19 protein-coding genes are annotated in these 14,357 nt (G+C 40.2%); 13 read left to right on the forward strand and 6 right to left on the reverse strand.

Translation table 11 applies throughout. The annotated features are described in order from the left end of the window. Positions 1-59 precede the first annotated feature (59 nt). Positions 60-956, forward strand: a complete 897-nt coding sequence (locus JOC54_RS16865; RefSeq protein WP_204467729.1) for a DUF2515 family protein — start codon at positions 60-62, stop codon at positions 954-956. Positions 957-994: 38 nt separating this feature from the next. Here the strand turns inward: JOC54_RS16865 and JOC54_RS16870 are convergent, their stop codons facing one another. Continuing rightward, the gene (locus JOC54_RS16870) at positions 995-1,102 is read right to left on the reverse strand and encodes a spore protein (protein ID WP_148298072.1); all 108 of its coding nucleotides are present in this window, start codon (positions 1,100-1,102) and stop codon (positions 995-997) included. A 182-nt stretch (positions 1,103-1,284) separates the two neighbouring features. Between JOC54_RS16870 and racA the strand changes: the two genes are divergently transcribed. Beyond that, on the forward strand, positions 1,285-1,791 hold the full coding sequence (gene racA, locus JOC54_RS16875; RefSeq protein ID WP_239586792.1) for a chromosome-anchoring protein RacA: 507 nt from the start codon (positions 1,285-1,287) through the stop codon (positions 1,789-1,791). Between the two features lie 44 nt (positions 1,792-1,835). Then, positions 1,836-2,204, forward strand: a complete 369-nt coding sequence (locus JOC54_RS16880; RefSeq protein WP_054793635.1) for a YppE family protein — start codon at positions 1,836-1,838, stop codon at positions 2,202-2,204. 19 nt (positions 2,205-2,223) lie between these two features. Here the strand turns inward: JOC54_RS16880 and JOC54_RS16885 are convergent, their stop codons facing one another. Further along, a complete protein-coding gene (locus tag JOC54_RS16885; RefSeq protein WP_035420904.1) occupies positions 2,224-2,427 on the reverse strand; it encodes a hypothetical protein in 204 nt (67 codons plus the stop codon). A gap of 194 nt (positions 2,428-2,621) precedes the next feature. Between JOC54_RS16885 and ilvA the strand changes: the two genes are divergently transcribed. Genes ilvA through JOC54_RS16915 form a run of 6 tightly spaced genes read left to right on the forward strand, consistent with a single transcriptional unit; the run spans position 2,622 to position 6,539 of the window. Continuing rightward, positions 2,622-3,866, forward strand: a complete 1,245-nt coding sequence (gene ilvA, locus JOC54_RS16890; protein WP_035420905.1) for a threonine ammonia-lyase IlvA — start codon at positions 2,622-2,624, stop codon at positions 3,864-3,866. A 12-nt stretch (positions 3,867-3,878) separates the two neighbouring features. Further along, the gene (locus tag JOC54_RS16895) at positions 3,879-4,403 is read left to right on the forward strand and encodes a type 1 glutamine amidotransferase domain-containing protein (protein ID WP_035420906.1); all 525 of its coding nucleotides are present in this window, start codon (positions 3,879-3,881) and stop codon (positions 4,401-4,403) included. Position 4,404: 1 nt separating this feature from the next. Next, entirely contained in the window at positions 4,405-5,343 is a 939-nt protein-coding gene (rnz, locus tag JOC54_RS16900) for a ribonuclease Z (protein WP_204467734.1), read from the forward strand. Beyond that, positions 5,336-5,662: a thioredoxin family protein gene (locus JOC54_RS16905; protein WP_035420908.1), complete on the forward strand. Its 327-nt coding sequence runs from the start codon at positions 5,336-5,338 to the stop codon at positions 5,660-5,662. Before rnz ends, JOC54_RS16905 begins: the two co-directional genes overlap by 8 nt. Next, positions 5,646-6,092, forward strand: a complete 447-nt coding sequence (locus JOC54_RS16910; protein WP_035420909.1) for a BrxA/BrxB family bacilliredoxin — start codon at positions 5,646-5,648, stop codon at positions 6,090-6,092. Before JOC54_RS16905 ends, JOC54_RS16910 begins: the two co-directional genes overlap by 17 nt. A 33-nt stretch (positions 6,093-6,125) precedes the next feature. Continuing rightward, positions 6,126-6,539: a TlpA family protein disulfide reductase gene (locus tag JOC54_RS16915; RefSeq protein ID WP_204467737.1), complete on the forward strand. Its 414-nt coding sequence runs from the start codon at positions 6,126-6,128 to the stop codon at positions 6,537-6,539. Between the two features lie 27 nt (positions 6,540-6,566). On the opposite strand, the gene JOC54_RS16920 is transcribed toward JOC54_RS16915, so the two are convergent. Continuing rightward, positions 6,567-7,292, reverse strand: coding sequence for a metallophosphoesterase family protein (locus JOC54_RS16920; protein ID WP_204467740.1), 726 nt, complete (start codon positions 7,290-7,292; stop codon positions 6,567-6,569). A gap of 144 nt (positions 7,293-7,436) precedes the next feature. Here JOC54_RS16920 and JOC54_RS16925 point away from each other — a divergent pair, with 144 nt between their 5' ends. Genes JOC54_RS16925 through JOC54_RS16940 form a run of 4 tightly spaced genes read left to right on the forward strand, consistent with a single transcriptional unit; the run spans position 7,437 to position 10,777 of the window. After that, on the forward strand, positions 7,437-8,555 hold the full coding sequence (locus JOC54_RS16925; RefSeq protein WP_204467743.1) for a conserved virulence factor C family protein: 1,119 nt from the start codon (positions 7,437-7,439) through the stop codon (positions 8,553-8,555). An 11-nt stretch (positions 8,556-8,566) separates the two neighbouring features. Beyond that, positions 8,567-8,797 carry a hypothetical protein gene (locus JOC54_RS16930; protein ID WP_035420911.1) on the forward strand — a complete coding sequence of 77 codons (231 nt, stop codon included), beginning with the start codon at positions 8,567-8,569 and terminating at the stop codon, positions 8,795-8,797. Between the two features lie 53 nt (positions 8,798-8,850). Beyond that, positions 8,851-9,333: a PH domain-containing protein gene (locus tag JOC54_RS16935; RefSeq protein ID WP_035420912.1), complete on the forward strand. Its 483-nt coding sequence runs from the start codon at positions 8,851-8,853 to the stop codon at positions 9,331-9,333. Then, positions 9,326-10,777, forward strand: a complete 1,452-nt coding sequence (locus tag JOC54_RS16940; RefSeq protein ID WP_204467746.1) for a PH domain-containing protein — start codon at positions 9,326-9,328, stop codon at positions 10,775-10,777. The genes JOC54_RS16935 and JOC54_RS16940 overlap by 8 nt, the downstream gene beginning before the upstream one ends. Positions 10,778-10,818: 41 nt before the next feature. Here the strand turns inward: JOC54_RS16940 and JOC54_RS16945 are convergent, their stop codons facing one another. The 3 genes from JOC54_RS16945 to JOC54_RS16955 all read right to left on the reverse strand — a co-directional run bounded on the left by JOC54_RS16945 (position 10,819) and on the right by JOC54_RS16955 (position 13,952). Then, positions 10,819-11,829, reverse strand: coding sequence for a DUF2777 family protein (locus JOC54_RS16945; protein WP_204467749.1), 1,011 nt, complete (start codon positions 11,827-11,829; stop codon positions 10,819-10,821). A gap of 103 nt (positions 11,830-11,932) precedes the next feature. Next, a complete protein-coding gene (locus JOC54_RS16950; protein WP_437183566.1) occupies positions 11,933-12,856 on the reverse strand; it encodes a hypothetical protein in 924 nt (307 codons plus the stop codon). A gap of 19 nt (positions 12,857-12,875) precedes the next feature. Beyond that, the gene (locus tag JOC54_RS16955; protein ID WP_204467754.1) at positions 12,876-13,952 is read right to left on the reverse strand and encodes a toxic anion resistance protein; all 1,077 of its coding nucleotides are present in this window, start codon (positions 13,950-13,952) and stop codon (positions 12,876-12,878) included. Between the last annotated feature and the right edge of the window lie 405 nt (positions 13,953-14,357).

Consider the following 14,357-nt stretch of genomic DNA (forward strand, 5'->3'; position numbering starts at 1 on the left):
TAGTGGAAGAGAACACGCGATCTCTTGAAAAATTAGTGAAAAATGAGGGAAATAATGGGATGAATGGACTAATCAACTATTTTAATGTGGACAATATTGCCCGAACAAAAGCCTATGAAAATTTCGGAAGGGAACACCCAGAAATTCGCTGGGCCCGTCTGGCAGGGATGGTGTCAAGAAACGCTGGATGGAATATGACGGATTTAACATCTGTAGAATTTCAAACCCTTTTACATCGTGCAAAGCGTCAACAAATTGGCTGGATTTATGAGCGTGCGAATTGGCTCATTTTTGAGGATGCGTATCCACAGCTAATCCTATATGCAAAAGCAAAGAAAGACAACTGTTTCTCTTCCGACGAATTCGAGAAGTGGCATATTTCGCGCTTTATGACTGAAGAATGGCAACGATTTTGGGAGGAACGAGATGAGAATCGATTAATGCAGGCGCTTATAATCAATGAGCAGTATGTTGTGCAGACTAGGCTGCTTGATGACATTGTGATGGAAGGTTTTTTTCATTCCTTTTTTTATAAGTTAGAAGAGTTTGCGCATTTAAGCCACGTAATCTTTCCAAGTCAAGCAGGTTTATTATATGGAGAAACCGTTACGACTTTTGCAGATCCCGTTGCGCGAATCAAGCTAGGTAAACGTTTAGCGAGCTTGCTTTATCACCCTGATCTTAGTTTTTCTTTTATGAAGTTCGCAGATAGCACGGAGCCTATAGGAACAAGGAAAGAATATAAGAAAGCAAGAGCGGCATTGCCATTACGATTTGTTTATCCAAGATACCGGCATCAAGAATCAATTAAAACGGACTGGTATTGTAAACAAGATGACGCTAAGATCGAAGCTTTATTTTCAAGTGTCAGAATAAAACCCAAAATAATCAATGAATTAAGAACGGATGCCGAATTACAGATTCTCTGCTGGCTTAAACAGAAAACAACAAAGTAAGAGCACGCTTTGCTCAAAGCGTGCTCTTACTTTGTTGTTTATTCAGCTGGCCTGTTTGGCCCTCCTAATTTCTTATCACCTGTAAGTTGAACCGTTTTTTTCTTCGATTCTGTTTTCTTTTTTTGATCTTTTGCTTGATTTTTCATGTTTCTCACCCCCTTAGCTTTAATATTAACGAGAAAGAACATCTTATCCGCTGTCGAAAAGGAGGGAGAAGTGGCTTATTTTACTTTCTTTGTTGAACTCGTTCTAGTTTTGTCGTCTGTGTAGGGAATTTTAAGCTGATGACGAAATGGTAACCAACAGATCAATAAGAGGAGGATTCGATATGGCTGTGTTAAAAACAAAAGAAATATCGGAGGAAATTGGCGTCAATCCAACAACGATTCAGCGGTGGACGAAATACTTTAAAATTAGTTGTGATGTGAATGAACAGGGTCACTTTTTGTACAAAGAAGAACATATTAAACTTTTTAAGCATATTCAACGGCAGCTTCAGGAAGGGAAGCGTTTAAAAGAGGTTACGTTAACAAAGAAAGCATCAACCGTTCCCACTGTTCAATACGAGGCAAAGCTTGAGAAAGTGTTTGTTCAAGTTCATGCATTGGAGGAGAAATTAGCAACAAAAGCAGATGATGTTGTTAGTTATCAACTGCTAAAGCATCGAAGTGAACTGGATGAGATGATGAAACTATTAGACCAGCTAGAAACTCGTCTAGAGTCAATTGAGCAACGATATGCAACGGAGAAGCAGGTTGTGAACGAGATGCAACCATTACCCAGGCGATTTAAAAATAAAACGTTAAAAACAATTATCTCATTCTTTACCTTTTAATCAGCTAGTGTTCTTGCTACACTGTTAGCGGAGGTGTGGCCAGCATGGAAAGATTAGCGGAACTAACAGAAGGTCTGCTTCAGTTAACGAAAGAAGCGGAGCACTTTTACATTGATACAGTAAAGAATGATCCGACTTACGAAGTTGATTTCTACGGTCAAGTTAAGCCATTTGCAGATAAAGTGCAGCCAATGGCACAGGAGTGGTTTCCGCTCGCAAAAACGTATTTGGTGCAAAACCCGATTAAGAATTTACATGTTGCCCAACTTGATCAGACGGTTGAAAACTTAGATGTTGTTGCAATTAAATCCTTTTATCCGTCTTCTGGGATGAAGCGACAAAGAGAAACATTCAAATCGGTCGAGTACGTTTTAGCCCATTTGCATGAGGAATTGAAAAACGACCCAACATAAACGTTGGGTCGTTTTTCAATTAACCGCGATCTGTAACCATTAAGAATGCAAAAAACGCTAAAGTAGCAACGGAAAGAATGTTTAACGTCCATTGTAAAACCGTATCCGTGCCTTCTGAGTGGTCCCCACCTGACTCTGCAGCCGCTGCCAGTGCGCTTGGTTCAAATGCGAGAAAGGCAAGAAGGGTAACTGCTAGAAGGGCTATGATTCCTTTTTTGACCATTAGGAGTCCTCCTTTTTTAAGAGTGTATGTAACCGAACAAGTGCAAACGTTCTCACCTTACATTATAAAAGATACGTTGCGCGCGCGCAACAATCTCTGTCAGGCTTTTCTAATGAAAGGCTCTGTGTTAAAATTAGTCCATTGCATACTGCACACATTCGTTTAAATGTGCGCGCTGAAAGGACGTTTAGGAAATGGCGACGTATTTACAAGATATCATTCGCGCAAATCAAATGATTAAAGATGTAGTGACTCACACACCTTTGCAAAAAGACCAAGTATTATCTGAACGTTATGGCTGTACTGTCTATTTAAAGAGGGAAGATCAGCAAGTTGTCCGTTCCTTTAAAATTAGAGGAGCTTACTATCAAATTTCTTCGTTGCCACAAGAAGAATTAGCAGCAGGCGTTGTTTGTGCTAGTGCAGGCAACCATGCACAAGGTGTTGCTTATTCGTGTCAAGCGTTAAATATAAAAGGTGTTATCTTTATGCCTTCTACAACACCGAAACAAAAAGTCGCGCAAGTGAAGTTTTTTGGACGTGAATTTGTTGAGGTACGGTTAATTGGCGACACATTCGACGATTCTTATGCTGATGCGGTCCGCTATTGTGAAGAACACGGAATGGCGTTTATTCATCCTTTTAATCAAGATAAAATTATTGCCGGTCAAGGTACGGTTGGGCTGGAAATTTTAAATGATATTGAAGAGACGCCTGACTTTGTTTTTTCGTCAATTGGTGGTGGCGGTTTAATAAGTGGTGTTTCCACCTATATAAAAAGCATTAGTCCTGCTACTAAGATGATTGGCTGTGAACCATTAGGTGCAGCATCAATGACCGAAGCCATTCGTGCTGGTGAAGTAGTTGAGTTAGCTGAAATTAATAAGTTTGTTGACGGAGCTGCGGTTAAGCGTGTTGGTGATAAAACACTTGAGATTTGTAAGGAATTACTCGATGACATAGTTTTAGTTCCAGAAGGAAAGATATGTACAACGATTTTAAAACTTTACAATGAGAATGCTCTTGTTGCGGAACCAGCGGGAGCGATGCCAATTGCTGCGCTTGATTTATACGCAGAACAAATTAAAGGAAAAATTGTTGTGTGTATTGTTAGTGGCGGAAATAACGATATTGGTCGAATGGAAGAAATCCGTGAGCGGTCGCTAATTTATGAAGGGTTACAACATTATTTCATCATTCAATTTCCGCAACGAGCTGGTGCACTAAGAGAATTTATTTCCGATGTACTCGGTCCTGAAGACGACATTACCAGGTTTGAATACACAAAGAAAAACAATAAATCGAGTGGTCCGGTTCTAATTGGAATCGAACTTAAGTCAAACGAAGACTATGACGGGTTAATGAACCGAATGGAAAAGCTCGGTTTTGCGTACAAAGAAGTCAATAAAAATGAAAGCTTATTCTCATTATTAATTTAGGAGGGAATAGAAATGCGATTAGAAGGAAAACGCATAATTGCAGCGGTCGATTCTGATTTTGAAGACTTAGAGCTATGGTATCCAATCATTCGTCTTCAAGAAGAGGGTGCTGAAGTCATTCTCGTAGCGGAAGAAGAGCAAAAAACATATATCGGAAAATACGGAGTGCCTGCAACGAGTGAAACGACATTTAAAGCAGTTAAAGCAAGTGAATATGACGGAATCTTAATTCCTGGAGGTTGGGCGCCAGATCGGTTGCGTCGATTTCCTGAATTACTAGCAATTCTGAAAGAGATGGACCAGGACCAGAAGCCAATTGGACAAATTTGTCATGCTGGTTGGGTGTTAATATCAGCAGGAATTTTAGCAGGTAAGCACGTGACGAGTACGCCAGGTATTAAAGATGATATGACTAATGCTGGAGCAATTTGGCATGATGAGCCAGTCGTAACGGATGGTCATATCATTTCAAGTAGACGACCACCTGACTTGGCTCCTTATGCAAAAGCATTCGCTGATGCAGTGGCGAAGCGTTAAGATGGAGTTTCATTTTCTTGGAACCGGTGCGGGGGTCCCGGCAAAACAACGAAATGTAAGTTCCCTCGCAATTCGGTTTTTACAAAATAAAGGCGAAGTCTGGTTGTTTGATTGCGGAGAAGCCACGCAGCATCAGTTGTTACGATCGCCGCTTACATTAACGTCTATCTCAACGATCTTTATAACGCATCTGCATGGAGATCACCTTCTAGGGTTACCAGGGCTGTTGAGTAGTCGATCCTTTCAAGGGGCCAAAACAACGGTAACGCTTTACGGACCAGTAGGATTAAAAGAGTTTGTGGATGTGACGCTGCGAACAACCAAAACACAACTGCGCTATGATTTAATCATTGAAGAATTGAAACCAGGGTTATTGTTTAAAACAAAGCAACATGACGTACATGTTCTCCCATTGTCTCACCCTGTGTCTTCCTTTGCGATTCGTTTTACAGAAGCGGATCAACCCGGTCGATTACATGCAGAAAAATTAAAAGAGCTCGGTGTCGCGCCTGGCCCACTTTATGCACAGTTGAAGCTTGGGAAATCGGTCACGCTTTCTAATGGACAAGTAATTGATGGGACAGCGTATATGGATGAGCCAATTAGAGGAAGAACAATTGTTGTTGCAGGAGACACTGCTCCGGTTGAAGCGATGAAAGAGTTTGCTTTTCAGGCTGATGTCCTTGTTCATGAAGCGACGTTTGCCTCGGATCAGCAAGAACAAGCGCATGATTTTGGTCATTCCACTATTGCGGATGCTAGTTCGCTTGCAAAATCCGCAGAAGTAAAGCAGTTAATTCTTACGCATGTCTCGTCTCGTTATGCCAAAGATGAAACCGTTTATTACGCTGAAGTCGAGCAATGCTTTCCAGGAGCATTTGTTGCTCGTGACATGTCTATCTTAAAATTGTCGAAAGCGAGCGAGCTAATTCATGTTTGAAGTATCGGATGTTGATGTAAGACAAGCCTTAGATGATAAGGAGAGCGGCTGGCTTTACATGTCGTCTCCTTTTTGTGCAACTTGCCAACATGCAGAACGACTTCTTCAAATAATTGAAGCAAGTACAGCTTCGTTTACTTGCCAGAAGTTGAATATACAGCTGGCACCAGACATTGCACAAAGCTTGCAAATTGAAAGTGTTCCAGCAATGCTTTATTATAAAGATGGAGAAAAAAGAGCTGTTTTTTATTCGTTCAGCTCCATAGTTGCTGTGTTAGAGAAAATGAAGGAGGTCGAAAAGAATGTCAATGGCTTATGAAGAATATATGCGGCAAGTTGTTTTGCCAATGCGAGCGGAGTTAACTGAGGCTGGATTTAGAGAATTGACTAATCCCGATGCAGTGGATGAATATATCGGGAATGCGTCAGGGACGACGTTGGTTTTTATTAATTCAGTTTGTGGTTGTGCTGCTGGGCTTGCGCGCCCTTCAGCGATCTATTCGCTAAACCACACAAAAACACCGGATCATTTAGTCACTGTTTTTGCAGGTCAGGATAAAGAAGCGACTGCACAGATGAGAAGTAAGTTTCCTGAATATGCACCTTCTTCACCATCGATGGCGTTATTAAAAGATGATCAAGTTGTTCATTTTATTCCACGTGAAGAGATTGAAGGGGCAGACCCAGAAGATATTATTCGAAACTTAGCAATGGCTTACAACGAACATTGCGAGGAACGTTCTTCTTAATTGAAGAGCGTTTTTCTCATTAAGGAGAACATGATGGATTTTACATTGCCACTACTTCAAACTAATAAACGATGGAATCTCAGAGACGAAGCAGCAGGTAGACCTGTCATGCTTACGTTTTGGACGAGCTGGTGTCCAGATTCCTTTCGTGATTTACAAGAAAAAAAGATACTGTTTCAGCATGCAGATCCATCGAAGCTCTGTTTTATAACCGTAAATGTCACGGGGAGAGAGGGTGACGTTCAATTAACAGATTTTGTGCAGAAACACGAACTGCCATATGAGGTTTTATGCGATAACGGTACAGAAGTGTATGATCGATTTAATTGTAGCGGTGTGCCTACAACAGTATTTCTTGATAAAGAATTGAATGTTGTCCAAACGCTTGGTGATCAAGCAAGGATAACCGATGTTATGACAGGACTCACAGCAATTATAGACAAATAAACCAGCCACTGAGGACTGGTTTATTTGTTATTTAGGACGTACTGCGTAATAAATGACTGCGCCCATTTCTTCGATGTTTGGATAACCACTTTGCTTATAAATTTCGACAACATGCTCACGATTATATGGAACACGATTTAACTGAATTGAATGACTGCCATCTTCAATGTCGAGGATTGCATATGAAGCAAGTGGATGGCCGTCAAACGGCATGCCAACGCTTCCAACATTTACAATGTTTTTACCATGGAGCGAGCGTACGTATGGATGATGCGTGTGCCCATAAATGTAAACATCTGCTTCATCGCGGACCATAAGTTCATTTTCAACTTTTTCTGTCTCATCAAATGCAACGGTATCAAACAAGCTTGTCGGTGTTGCGTGAAATGCATGGACAATTAAATCTTGTCCATCATCAATAACGAGCTCTGTAGGCAAATTCTTTAAGTAATCTATATCTTTTTGATCAAGTCTACCAAGGGCCCATTCACGCTCTTGTTGGAACATTTCTAGTCGTTCTTGTGGAACTTCACCATCTTTAAAACCGCGAACAAGCCATTCATCTGCGTTTCCTTTAATCACTTGTGCACCAGATGATTGAACGAGCTCAATTACTCGCTTAGGCTCAGGACCACGGAAACAAAGGTCTCCTAATATGTAAATACGATCGATTTGCTTTGTTTGCAAATCATTTAAGACAGCTTCAAGGGCTGTCGCATTACCATGGATGTCCGATAAAAAAGCAAATCTCATAGTCGTTAGCCTCCTTTTTCATATTGTAACAGATCTATTGATTAATAGGGAAATAGAATGAATTTATGCGCAATGTCTACGACTAGCAATGGTTTCTGAGACATGTTAGAATTTAGCTGAGAACAAGCCTCAAGGAGGATGAACATGTATATTAAGTCAATCGAACCAACTCCAAGTCCTAACACAATGAAGCTTAACTTAAGTGAAGTCGTTGGAGGGGCAAGTACAACGTACAATGAGAAAAACAAAGACTCAGCACCAGGTTTTATTCAACAGCTTTTTACATTAGAAGGCATTAAAGCCGTGTATCATGTAGGTGATTTTCTGGCTGTAGACCGTTTTCCAAAAGCGGATTGGAAAGTCATCTTGCCACAAGTGCGTTCGCTATTCGGTGAGCAGCCGGATCATGACCAGTCCGCTCATAGCTTGCAAGAAGGCTTCGGGGAAGTAAAAGTCCAAGTTCAAGTATTTAAAGGCATTCCGATGCAGGTAAAAGTAACAGATGATGAGCAGGAAGTACGCAAAGCATTGCCAGAACGCTTTGTAACGGCAGTTGCTCAGGCGCAACTCCCTGATGATAATGTGGTTCTTGAACGGAAGTGGGACGATCAAGCACCACGCTATGGAGAACTAGAAGCCATTGCAAATGAAGTTGCTTCTGAACTTGAAGCAGCATATTCAGCAGCTCGACTCGACAGTCTCGTGCAATTAGCAAAAGGAGAGAAAGCCGCCGCTGAAGCTTTTGCGAAACGTTTTAAAGAAGTAACGGTGGATATGCTCAAAGATGAAGACTGGCGCAATCGTTATGCTACATTGGAACAAATGGACCCGAAAGAAAAAGATTTACCGGTATTAGCCGTTGCGCTTGATGATGAAAAAGCTTCGATTCGACGATTAGCAACGATGTATTTAGGGATGATTGAAGAAGAGAGCGTACTGCCATTATTAGAAAAAGCGCTTAAAGATAAGTCTGTGACTGTACGGAGAACAGCTGGGGATTGTATGTCTGATATTGGATCAGAAAAAGGAATTCCTGCGATGATGGAATCTTTAAAAGATGAAAGCAAAATTGTGCGATGGAGAGCTGCGATGTTTCTATATGAAATCGGGGATGAGAAAGCAATCCCAGCATTAAAAGAAGCTGAACAGGACCCTGAATTTGAAGTAGCCCTTCAAGTGAAAATGGCGCTGGAGCGTATTCAAGATGGTGAAGAAGCAAAGGGCTCAGTCTGGAAACAGATGACGGAAGCTCGAAACAAGTAGGAGGACACGTAATGGCTGAAACTATTGATGCATTGCTTTCCAAGCTAGAGGCTGAGGGCAAGGAAGACATAATTGACATAATTGAAGATACAAAGAAGGGAAGATTGGAAGAAATTGAGTTAGTTGAATCCATTGGACTCCTCTACGATTTAGATGACAACAGAATATTGTTGCAGTGGTTACAAGAGCAAGGTGTACAGTTAAATTATGTAACAGATGAAGAGGAAGAAGAAGAGAAATAGAACGTATCGCTTTTACGATACGTTTTTTCTCCTTCTTAATAAGGAGGGCGAGTATGAGGAAGCAACCAGAAAAACGCTTACCAAAAAAAGCAATTCAAGTTTGGCGAATCCAAAATACGTTTGACACGCTGTTATTTGCACTTATCCCAATTGGTTACTATTTTGGCCAAGCATACATATTTGAATCTTTTTATGAGTGGATTACGTTTGCTTTAGTAGGAATCGTTGCTTTATACGGTATTGTTCGTGTGGGTATTTGGCCAACAATTCAGTGGCATCGTTTTCGTTATGAAGTATTTGATGATGAAATTGACATTCAGCAAGGAGTCATTATCGTAAGACGTACCCTTGTTCCTATGGTTCGAGTACAGCATGTAGATACGGATCAAGGTCCGATCTTAAGACGTTATAAGATGGCTGCCGTTTCCATTACAACTGCGGCAACAACTCATAAAATACCAACGCTCTTTATCGAAGATGCGGATTCGCTGAGAGATCAAATTGCAGCGCTTGCATCGGTGCAAGAAGATGAATGAGTTAAAAAGACAGCATGTAGCGGCAATTTTTATAAACTTAACAAAAGGGTTGTTTCAGCTTGCTATTCCTTTCGCAATCGTTGCGTTTCTACAAGGCATTCTATGGATTTTCTTTATTGGGATCGCTGGATTAATTCTATTGATGGGCCTGTTTAGCTGGATTAATTGGCTGAAGTTTCGCTATCGTCTGGAAGATGGGGAACTTTATGTTGAGCAAGGATTGTTTGTAAAAAAGAAAAGGTATATACAGAAGAAGCGAATTCAAGCAATCAATATTTCTGCAGGCGTCTTACAGCGTATCTTTGGACTCGTTAAGGTGAATATAGACACAGCTGGTGGAGGAATGGAAGCGGAGGCGGAGTTTTCAGCAGTCACACGTGCTGAAGCGAACCGAATTCGGAGTGCTTTATTGAAAGGTGATTCTTCGCAAAAAACCGCTTTTACAGAAGATCAAGCTATGGACGAGGAACCGCTTGAACCGATTGAGGCAGAAGAATCGGAACCGCTTGATAAATGGCACTTAGGAAAAAGAAGGCTTATTTATACGGCGCTTACATCAAGCAGTGTTGGACTCGTTTTATCAGCTGTACTCGCTCTGCTTTCACAAACAGTCCAGTTTGTTCCAGATGATCTATTTGAGAATACATTTGATTTTGTGGTTAACTTAGGCATTTTTTTAATCATTGTGTTAACGATAGCTGTCTTGCTTGTTTCTTGGCTTATCTCTAGCTTGCTTACCATCATCACATACGGAAATTTCAATATTGAAACGTATGAAAAAGAAATGGTAATTGAACGCGGCTTGCTAGAAAAAAGACAATTAACGCTTGCATACAAGCGCATTACGGCTGTACGTATTATAAAAAGCGTCATCCGACAACCGTTTGGGTTTGTTTCCGTTTATGTCGAGTCTGCTGGTGGTGGAAACAATAAAGAACAAGGCTCTACTTTACTTGTACCGCTAATTCATGAAAGAGATCTACCTGCTTTTCTTGAGCAAATCATACCGGAGTATGCAATTAAAACACCAATCACCTCTGCTCCAAAACGAGCAGCAATCCGTTTCTTCATTCGCATGCTGTTTATACCGGTTGTGTTAACAATTGTAGCGACCTTTATATGGGGAACGATTGGTCTACTTGGTCTTATTGCAATTGCTGCTTTTGCGCTACTAGCTTTATTCCAGTATCGAGACGCAGGGGCGGGATCAAATGAACAGTTTGTCTGGCTTCGCACACGCTCTGTTGGTCAAACCTTAGTTCTTTCTCCGAAGCGTAAAATTCAATCAGCGACCAAACAGGTGTCATTTTTTCAACGCAGACGAACGCTTGCAAGTTTTGAATTCTTTGTGCAGTCGAGTATGTCTGGAAAATCGTTTTCAGTTCCAGATCTCGCAGAAGCAACGGGTGATGATCTTTATAAATGGTATTCACATCGCAACTAGATAAAAAACGTGTTTGCCCTAACTAGGGCAAACACGTTTTTTCATTGAAATGTATTCGTATAAAGAGCAATGGTCCGCTTGCCTTTATCTGTTGTAAACTCAAACCGATCATAAATGGTTTCTTTATTTAAGTCTGCGCGAGTTGCTAAATGGCGTTTAAAGTGATGCTGAACCAGTACAAATTGCTCATCCGTTTGAAACGTTAAAAAGTTTACTCCTTCAAAAGCTGTTGTTTTATCCAAATTAAATAACTGATCTAAGAGGGCGTTGTAACAATGAATTAAATCATTATGACCAACATTATGCAGAGCCAAATTGTATTCAAACCCTTGAAGAGCAACGGGCTCAAGCTCTTTTTGTAAGATTTGATACGGATTAAACTGCTGCTGATCAATTAGTATGCAATCATTTTCGTCTGGAATAAAGCGACTACCATTGGAACGAATGAAAATACCGTCTCCTTCATAAAGTCCGGTTACCAAGCGATCATTCTGGTACCATGCGTATTCAAAATGAGAGGGTGATAAGGGGAGAGTATCTCCTTTTTGATCCTTTAAGTAGTACGTATTGTTGTCGTCTGTGTGAAAGGTGTATTCCATATACGTTGTCCGAGACGATTTTTGTTTTTTATCGGTTGAACCCTCTTTACGTCTCTTTTGACTTGATAGTGTTTTTATATAGACCTCTAATGCTTCAAGATCTGCTGATGGTGCTGAAGCATGTTTTTTTAAATGAATATGACGTCGCTTTAAAGCTGTTAATATCGAATCAAGATACGATTCAACACGCGTCTGTTTCATGCGTGGTTTTAGTTGCTGACTTGTAAACAAACCAACTTCATTCTCAGAATAAAGTAGTTCATGTATCGCAATTGTTTCATTTTGAAAAATGTATTCCGGCAACACGATAACGGAGTCGATACGGACTTCTCCACGCCATGGTTTTTTAGGTTCTGTTATAACGTTAAGTAGTTCGCCTAAATAGGTGCCGTCTTCTCCAAGATCGACGACAAGCAGTTGGCCAACTAATTGTTGTGCTTCATACCGATCCATGCAATCCTCACCTTTATCATTCATTTTTGAACGTCATACAGTAATTATAACGAACATCGCCACGCTTCTGCAAGCGTGGCGATGTAAGAGAAAACACCAATATTTAATTCTTTTTCTTATCAATATGCGATTCACCGTACCTGAGTTCCTGTAATCGCATTACATGTTCCATTCTTTCAATCTTTGTTTTTTCAAGATCCTCTTTTAAGGAAATGAGCGAAAGCTCCATTTTTGAGAGGGAGACGAAGACATTGTCGCGTTGTTCAAGCTGATTTTTTTTAGATAATGCTAGAAAAGCACCCATTAGATTGGGAATATCTTCACGTAATAATCGGCGCACAGTATGCTTATCTTCGTAGCCAAACAGTTGAAAGTCGTCTTCAAGTTTTGACACATGCGAAAGAATACGCTTCAAGCGGTTATCCAACATCGGATCAATGGAGAGTGTATCCATTGCTTGAACATAGCGCTTTGCTTCTTGTGCTAAAAATTTAATATCATTTGCTTGTTCACTTTTCAATTGTTTTTCATGTCCATTAAGGCGTTCAAGCGAAACATCATTGATCTTCGTACCAACATAGGCTAAATCCATTAAATGAATCGCATGAAAAATCCCTTTTAGTTGCGATACATTTTGCAATGAACGAACGTGCATACGACCATCTTTTAAATAATGAATGGTTGATTCCTTCACTTTCCCAACTCCATCAACGGCTTTAACATACTTGCGGAAGCAAACAATTCGAAACCGTTTATGGACAGGGGAACTGGATTGTTTCGTGTCGCTAACTAGTACGCGAATCTGGTTGTAGGATACTTTTACGCGTATATCCCAATCCTTTTGTCGTCTTCGCACGCTTTTGCGCTCATTTTTTCCTGTTGCATTATCCGTCATTCGTTTTAAGAGGCGCTCCGTATCATTTATTAATCGAATCGTCGTTTCGTCTTGAATGATATGGTCATCAACAGGGCGCTTATATGCTGGTGTGAAAAGATCAACTATACCGGTTGTCGAAAAAAGTTTCACACACATCAACCTCCTGTTGTCATCGATTTAACAATTTCTTCTGCATATCTGAATTTAATTTATCCATTTCTTCAATAAACTGTTTACCACTTGAAACAATCCGTTCGTTTGATTGTTCAGTTAGCTCAATCGCTTTATAGACATTGTCATATGCTTTCCGAAATGCATCTAGCGCAATTGCTGGTTCTTCTAATGTTTTTAGGGTTTCTTCGGTATTTTGTTTCAGTAATTCTGCGTTTGAAAGCAACATCGACTCTGTCGCTTGGTTTACGTTTTGCACAGCTGTGATGACTTTTTTCTGGTTCGTTAACGCAAGTTGAATGGAGGCGGTAACGGTAATAATGTTTTTTGTCATGGTAATGGCGTTAAAAATCGCTTCTTCAAGCTTTTCGTTATTTTCCATGATTAAGTCAACAGAGGCAAGGGATTGCTGGAGGACCATCACGGCTTGCTGCATGTTTTTCATCCGCGTGACAACCTTCACTTGGCCTTTTTTTAATTCGTTTTCATTTTCTGCCCATTGCTCAGATGTCATTTCTTGCTCAAGCATTTGATGAAGTTCCTGCCCGACAGCAATTTGCGAATTAAGATTGGCAATTCGATCTTTTGCTACAACCTTTAGTTCCTTTAGCATTACATTGTCTTCTTGAAGTTTGTCTTTACCAGAGAGTAAGCCCTCTACTATATGGTCTACTTGTGATTCAACCGTTTTATAGCGACGAACATACTGCTCGACGGGATTTCGGCGCATCACGCGATTGACTATTTTTTTAAACGAAGAGTCTTTTAGGTAATCAGGTTCGAGCTGACCGACAACTTCCCGGAGTTCGTGCAGTTGTTTTGGAAGCGTATTGGAATCATCGCCCATCATCTCACGAACTGGCCGTTTTAATGCTTCTAACGATTCCCCAGCTTCTTTTTGCTCCGTTTCACCAAGATTATCTAGCTTTTCTAGCAGGTCATTAATATTGACGTCAGACTTGTACGGTTGCACGTCACTCTGGTTATCGTTAAGTGTGTGTAGCTGTTCTTGATTCTCTTGTTGGTGAATCGTTTTTTCTTGATCATCAGTTTGTTTTGTATGTTTATCATCCATGTGATTTACCTCCAACACCTTTATGGAAACTCCTTATTCTACTATACGTTGTTTATATGAAACACGTTTCATTTTATCTCTTTCTATTATGAACGAAAAATGAGCTACAGGCAATTTATTTGCAGGTTTTTTGACTTTATTACAAGCGAAATTGAAGTTCAATCTTGACGAATGACGAAATTATCGCTAAAATTCTAACACGGAATATATTTTCATAAATAAAGTTAATTGTTCGTTTATAGACGTTTATTTCTATAAGCAGGACAGTTCGTTGTGTTAATCTCGTTTGAATTTTTATCCATTTAAACGATTTTATATGCGTTATATTTTCATTTTTACTAGGTAGTTTTGTAATGAAGTGTATAAAAAACTCGTTTTAAATCGGATTAATAATTGGTTGCTAAA

Origin of the sequence: Shouchella xiaoxiensis (genome assembly GCF_016907895.1) — a bacterium.
Lineage (GTDB): Bacteria > Bacillota > Bacilli > Bacillales > Bacillaceae_D > Shouchella > Shouchella xiaoxiensis.

Bases quoted from the DNA above. Each gene is read 5' to 3' on its own strand.
- JOC54_RS16935 (WP_035420912.1), top strand. From the start codon at position 8,851: ATGAGGAAGCAACCAGAAAAACGCTTACCAAAAAAAGCAATTCAAGTT.
- JOC54_RS16955 (WP_204467754.1), bottom strand. From the start codon at position 13,952: ATGGATGATAAACATACAAAACAAACTGATGATCAAGAAAAAACGATT.
- JOC54_RS16940 (WP_204467746.1), top strand. From the start codon at position 9,326: ATGAATGAGTTAAAAAGACAGCATGTAGCGGCAATTTTTATAAACTTA.
- JOC54_RS16945 (WP_204467749.1), bottom strand. From the start codon at position 11,829: ATGGATCGGTATGAAGCACAACAATTAGTTGGCCAACTGCTTGTCGTC.
- ilvA (WP_035420905.1), top strand. From the start codon at position 2,622: ATGGCGACGTATTTACAAGATATCATTCGCGCAAATCAAATGATTAAA.
- racA (WP_239586792.1), top strand. From the start codon at position 1,285: ATGGCTGTGTTAAAAACAAAAGAAATATCGGAGGAAATTGGCGTCAAT.
- JOC54_RS16915 (WP_204467737.1), top strand. From the start codon at position 6,126: ATGGATTTTACATTGCCACTACTTCAAACTAATAAACGATGGAATCTC.
- JOC54_RS16910 (WP_035420909.1), top strand. From the start codon at position 5,646: ATGTCAATGGCTTATGAAGAATATATGCGGCAAGTTGTTTTGCCAATG.
- JOC54_RS16905 (WP_035420908.1), top strand. From the start codon at position 5,336: ATGTTTGAAGTATCGGATGTTGATGTAAGACAAGCCTTAGATGATAAG.
- JOC54_RS16925 (WP_204467743.1), top strand. From the start codon at position 7,437: ATGTATATTAAGTCAATCGAACCAACTCCAAGTCCTAACACAATGAAG.
- JOC54_RS16885 (WP_035420904.1), bottom strand. From the start codon at position 2,427: ATGGTCAAAAAAGGAATCATAGCCCTTCTAGCAGTTACCCTTCTTGCC.
- rnz (WP_204467734.1), top strand. From the start codon at position 4,405: ATGGAGTTTCATTTTCTTGGAACCGGTGCGGGGGTCCCGGCAAAACAA.
- JOC54_RS16870 (WP_148298072.1), bottom strand. From the start codon at position 1,102: ATGAAAAATCAAGCAAAAGATCAAAAAAAGAAAACAGAATCGAAGAAA.
- JOC54_RS16880 (WP_054793635.1), top strand. From the start codon at position 1,836: ATGGAAAGATTAGCGGAACTAACAGAAGGTCTGCTTCAGTTAACGAAA.
- JOC54_RS16920 (WP_204467740.1), bottom strand. From the start codon at position 7,292: ATGAGATTTGCTTTTTTATCGGACATCCATGGTAATGCGACAGCCCTT.
- JOC54_RS16895 (WP_035420906.1), top strand. From the start codon at position 3,879: ATGCGATTAGAAGGAAAACGCATAATTGCAGCGGTCGATTCTGATTTT.
- JOC54_RS16930 (WP_035420911.1), top strand. From the start codon at position 8,567: ATGGCTGAAACTATTGATGCATTGCTTTCCAAGCTAGAGGCTGAGGGC.
- JOC54_RS16865 (WP_204467729.1), top strand. From the start codon at position 60: ATGAATGGACTAATCAACTATTTTAATGTGGACAATATTGCCCGAACA.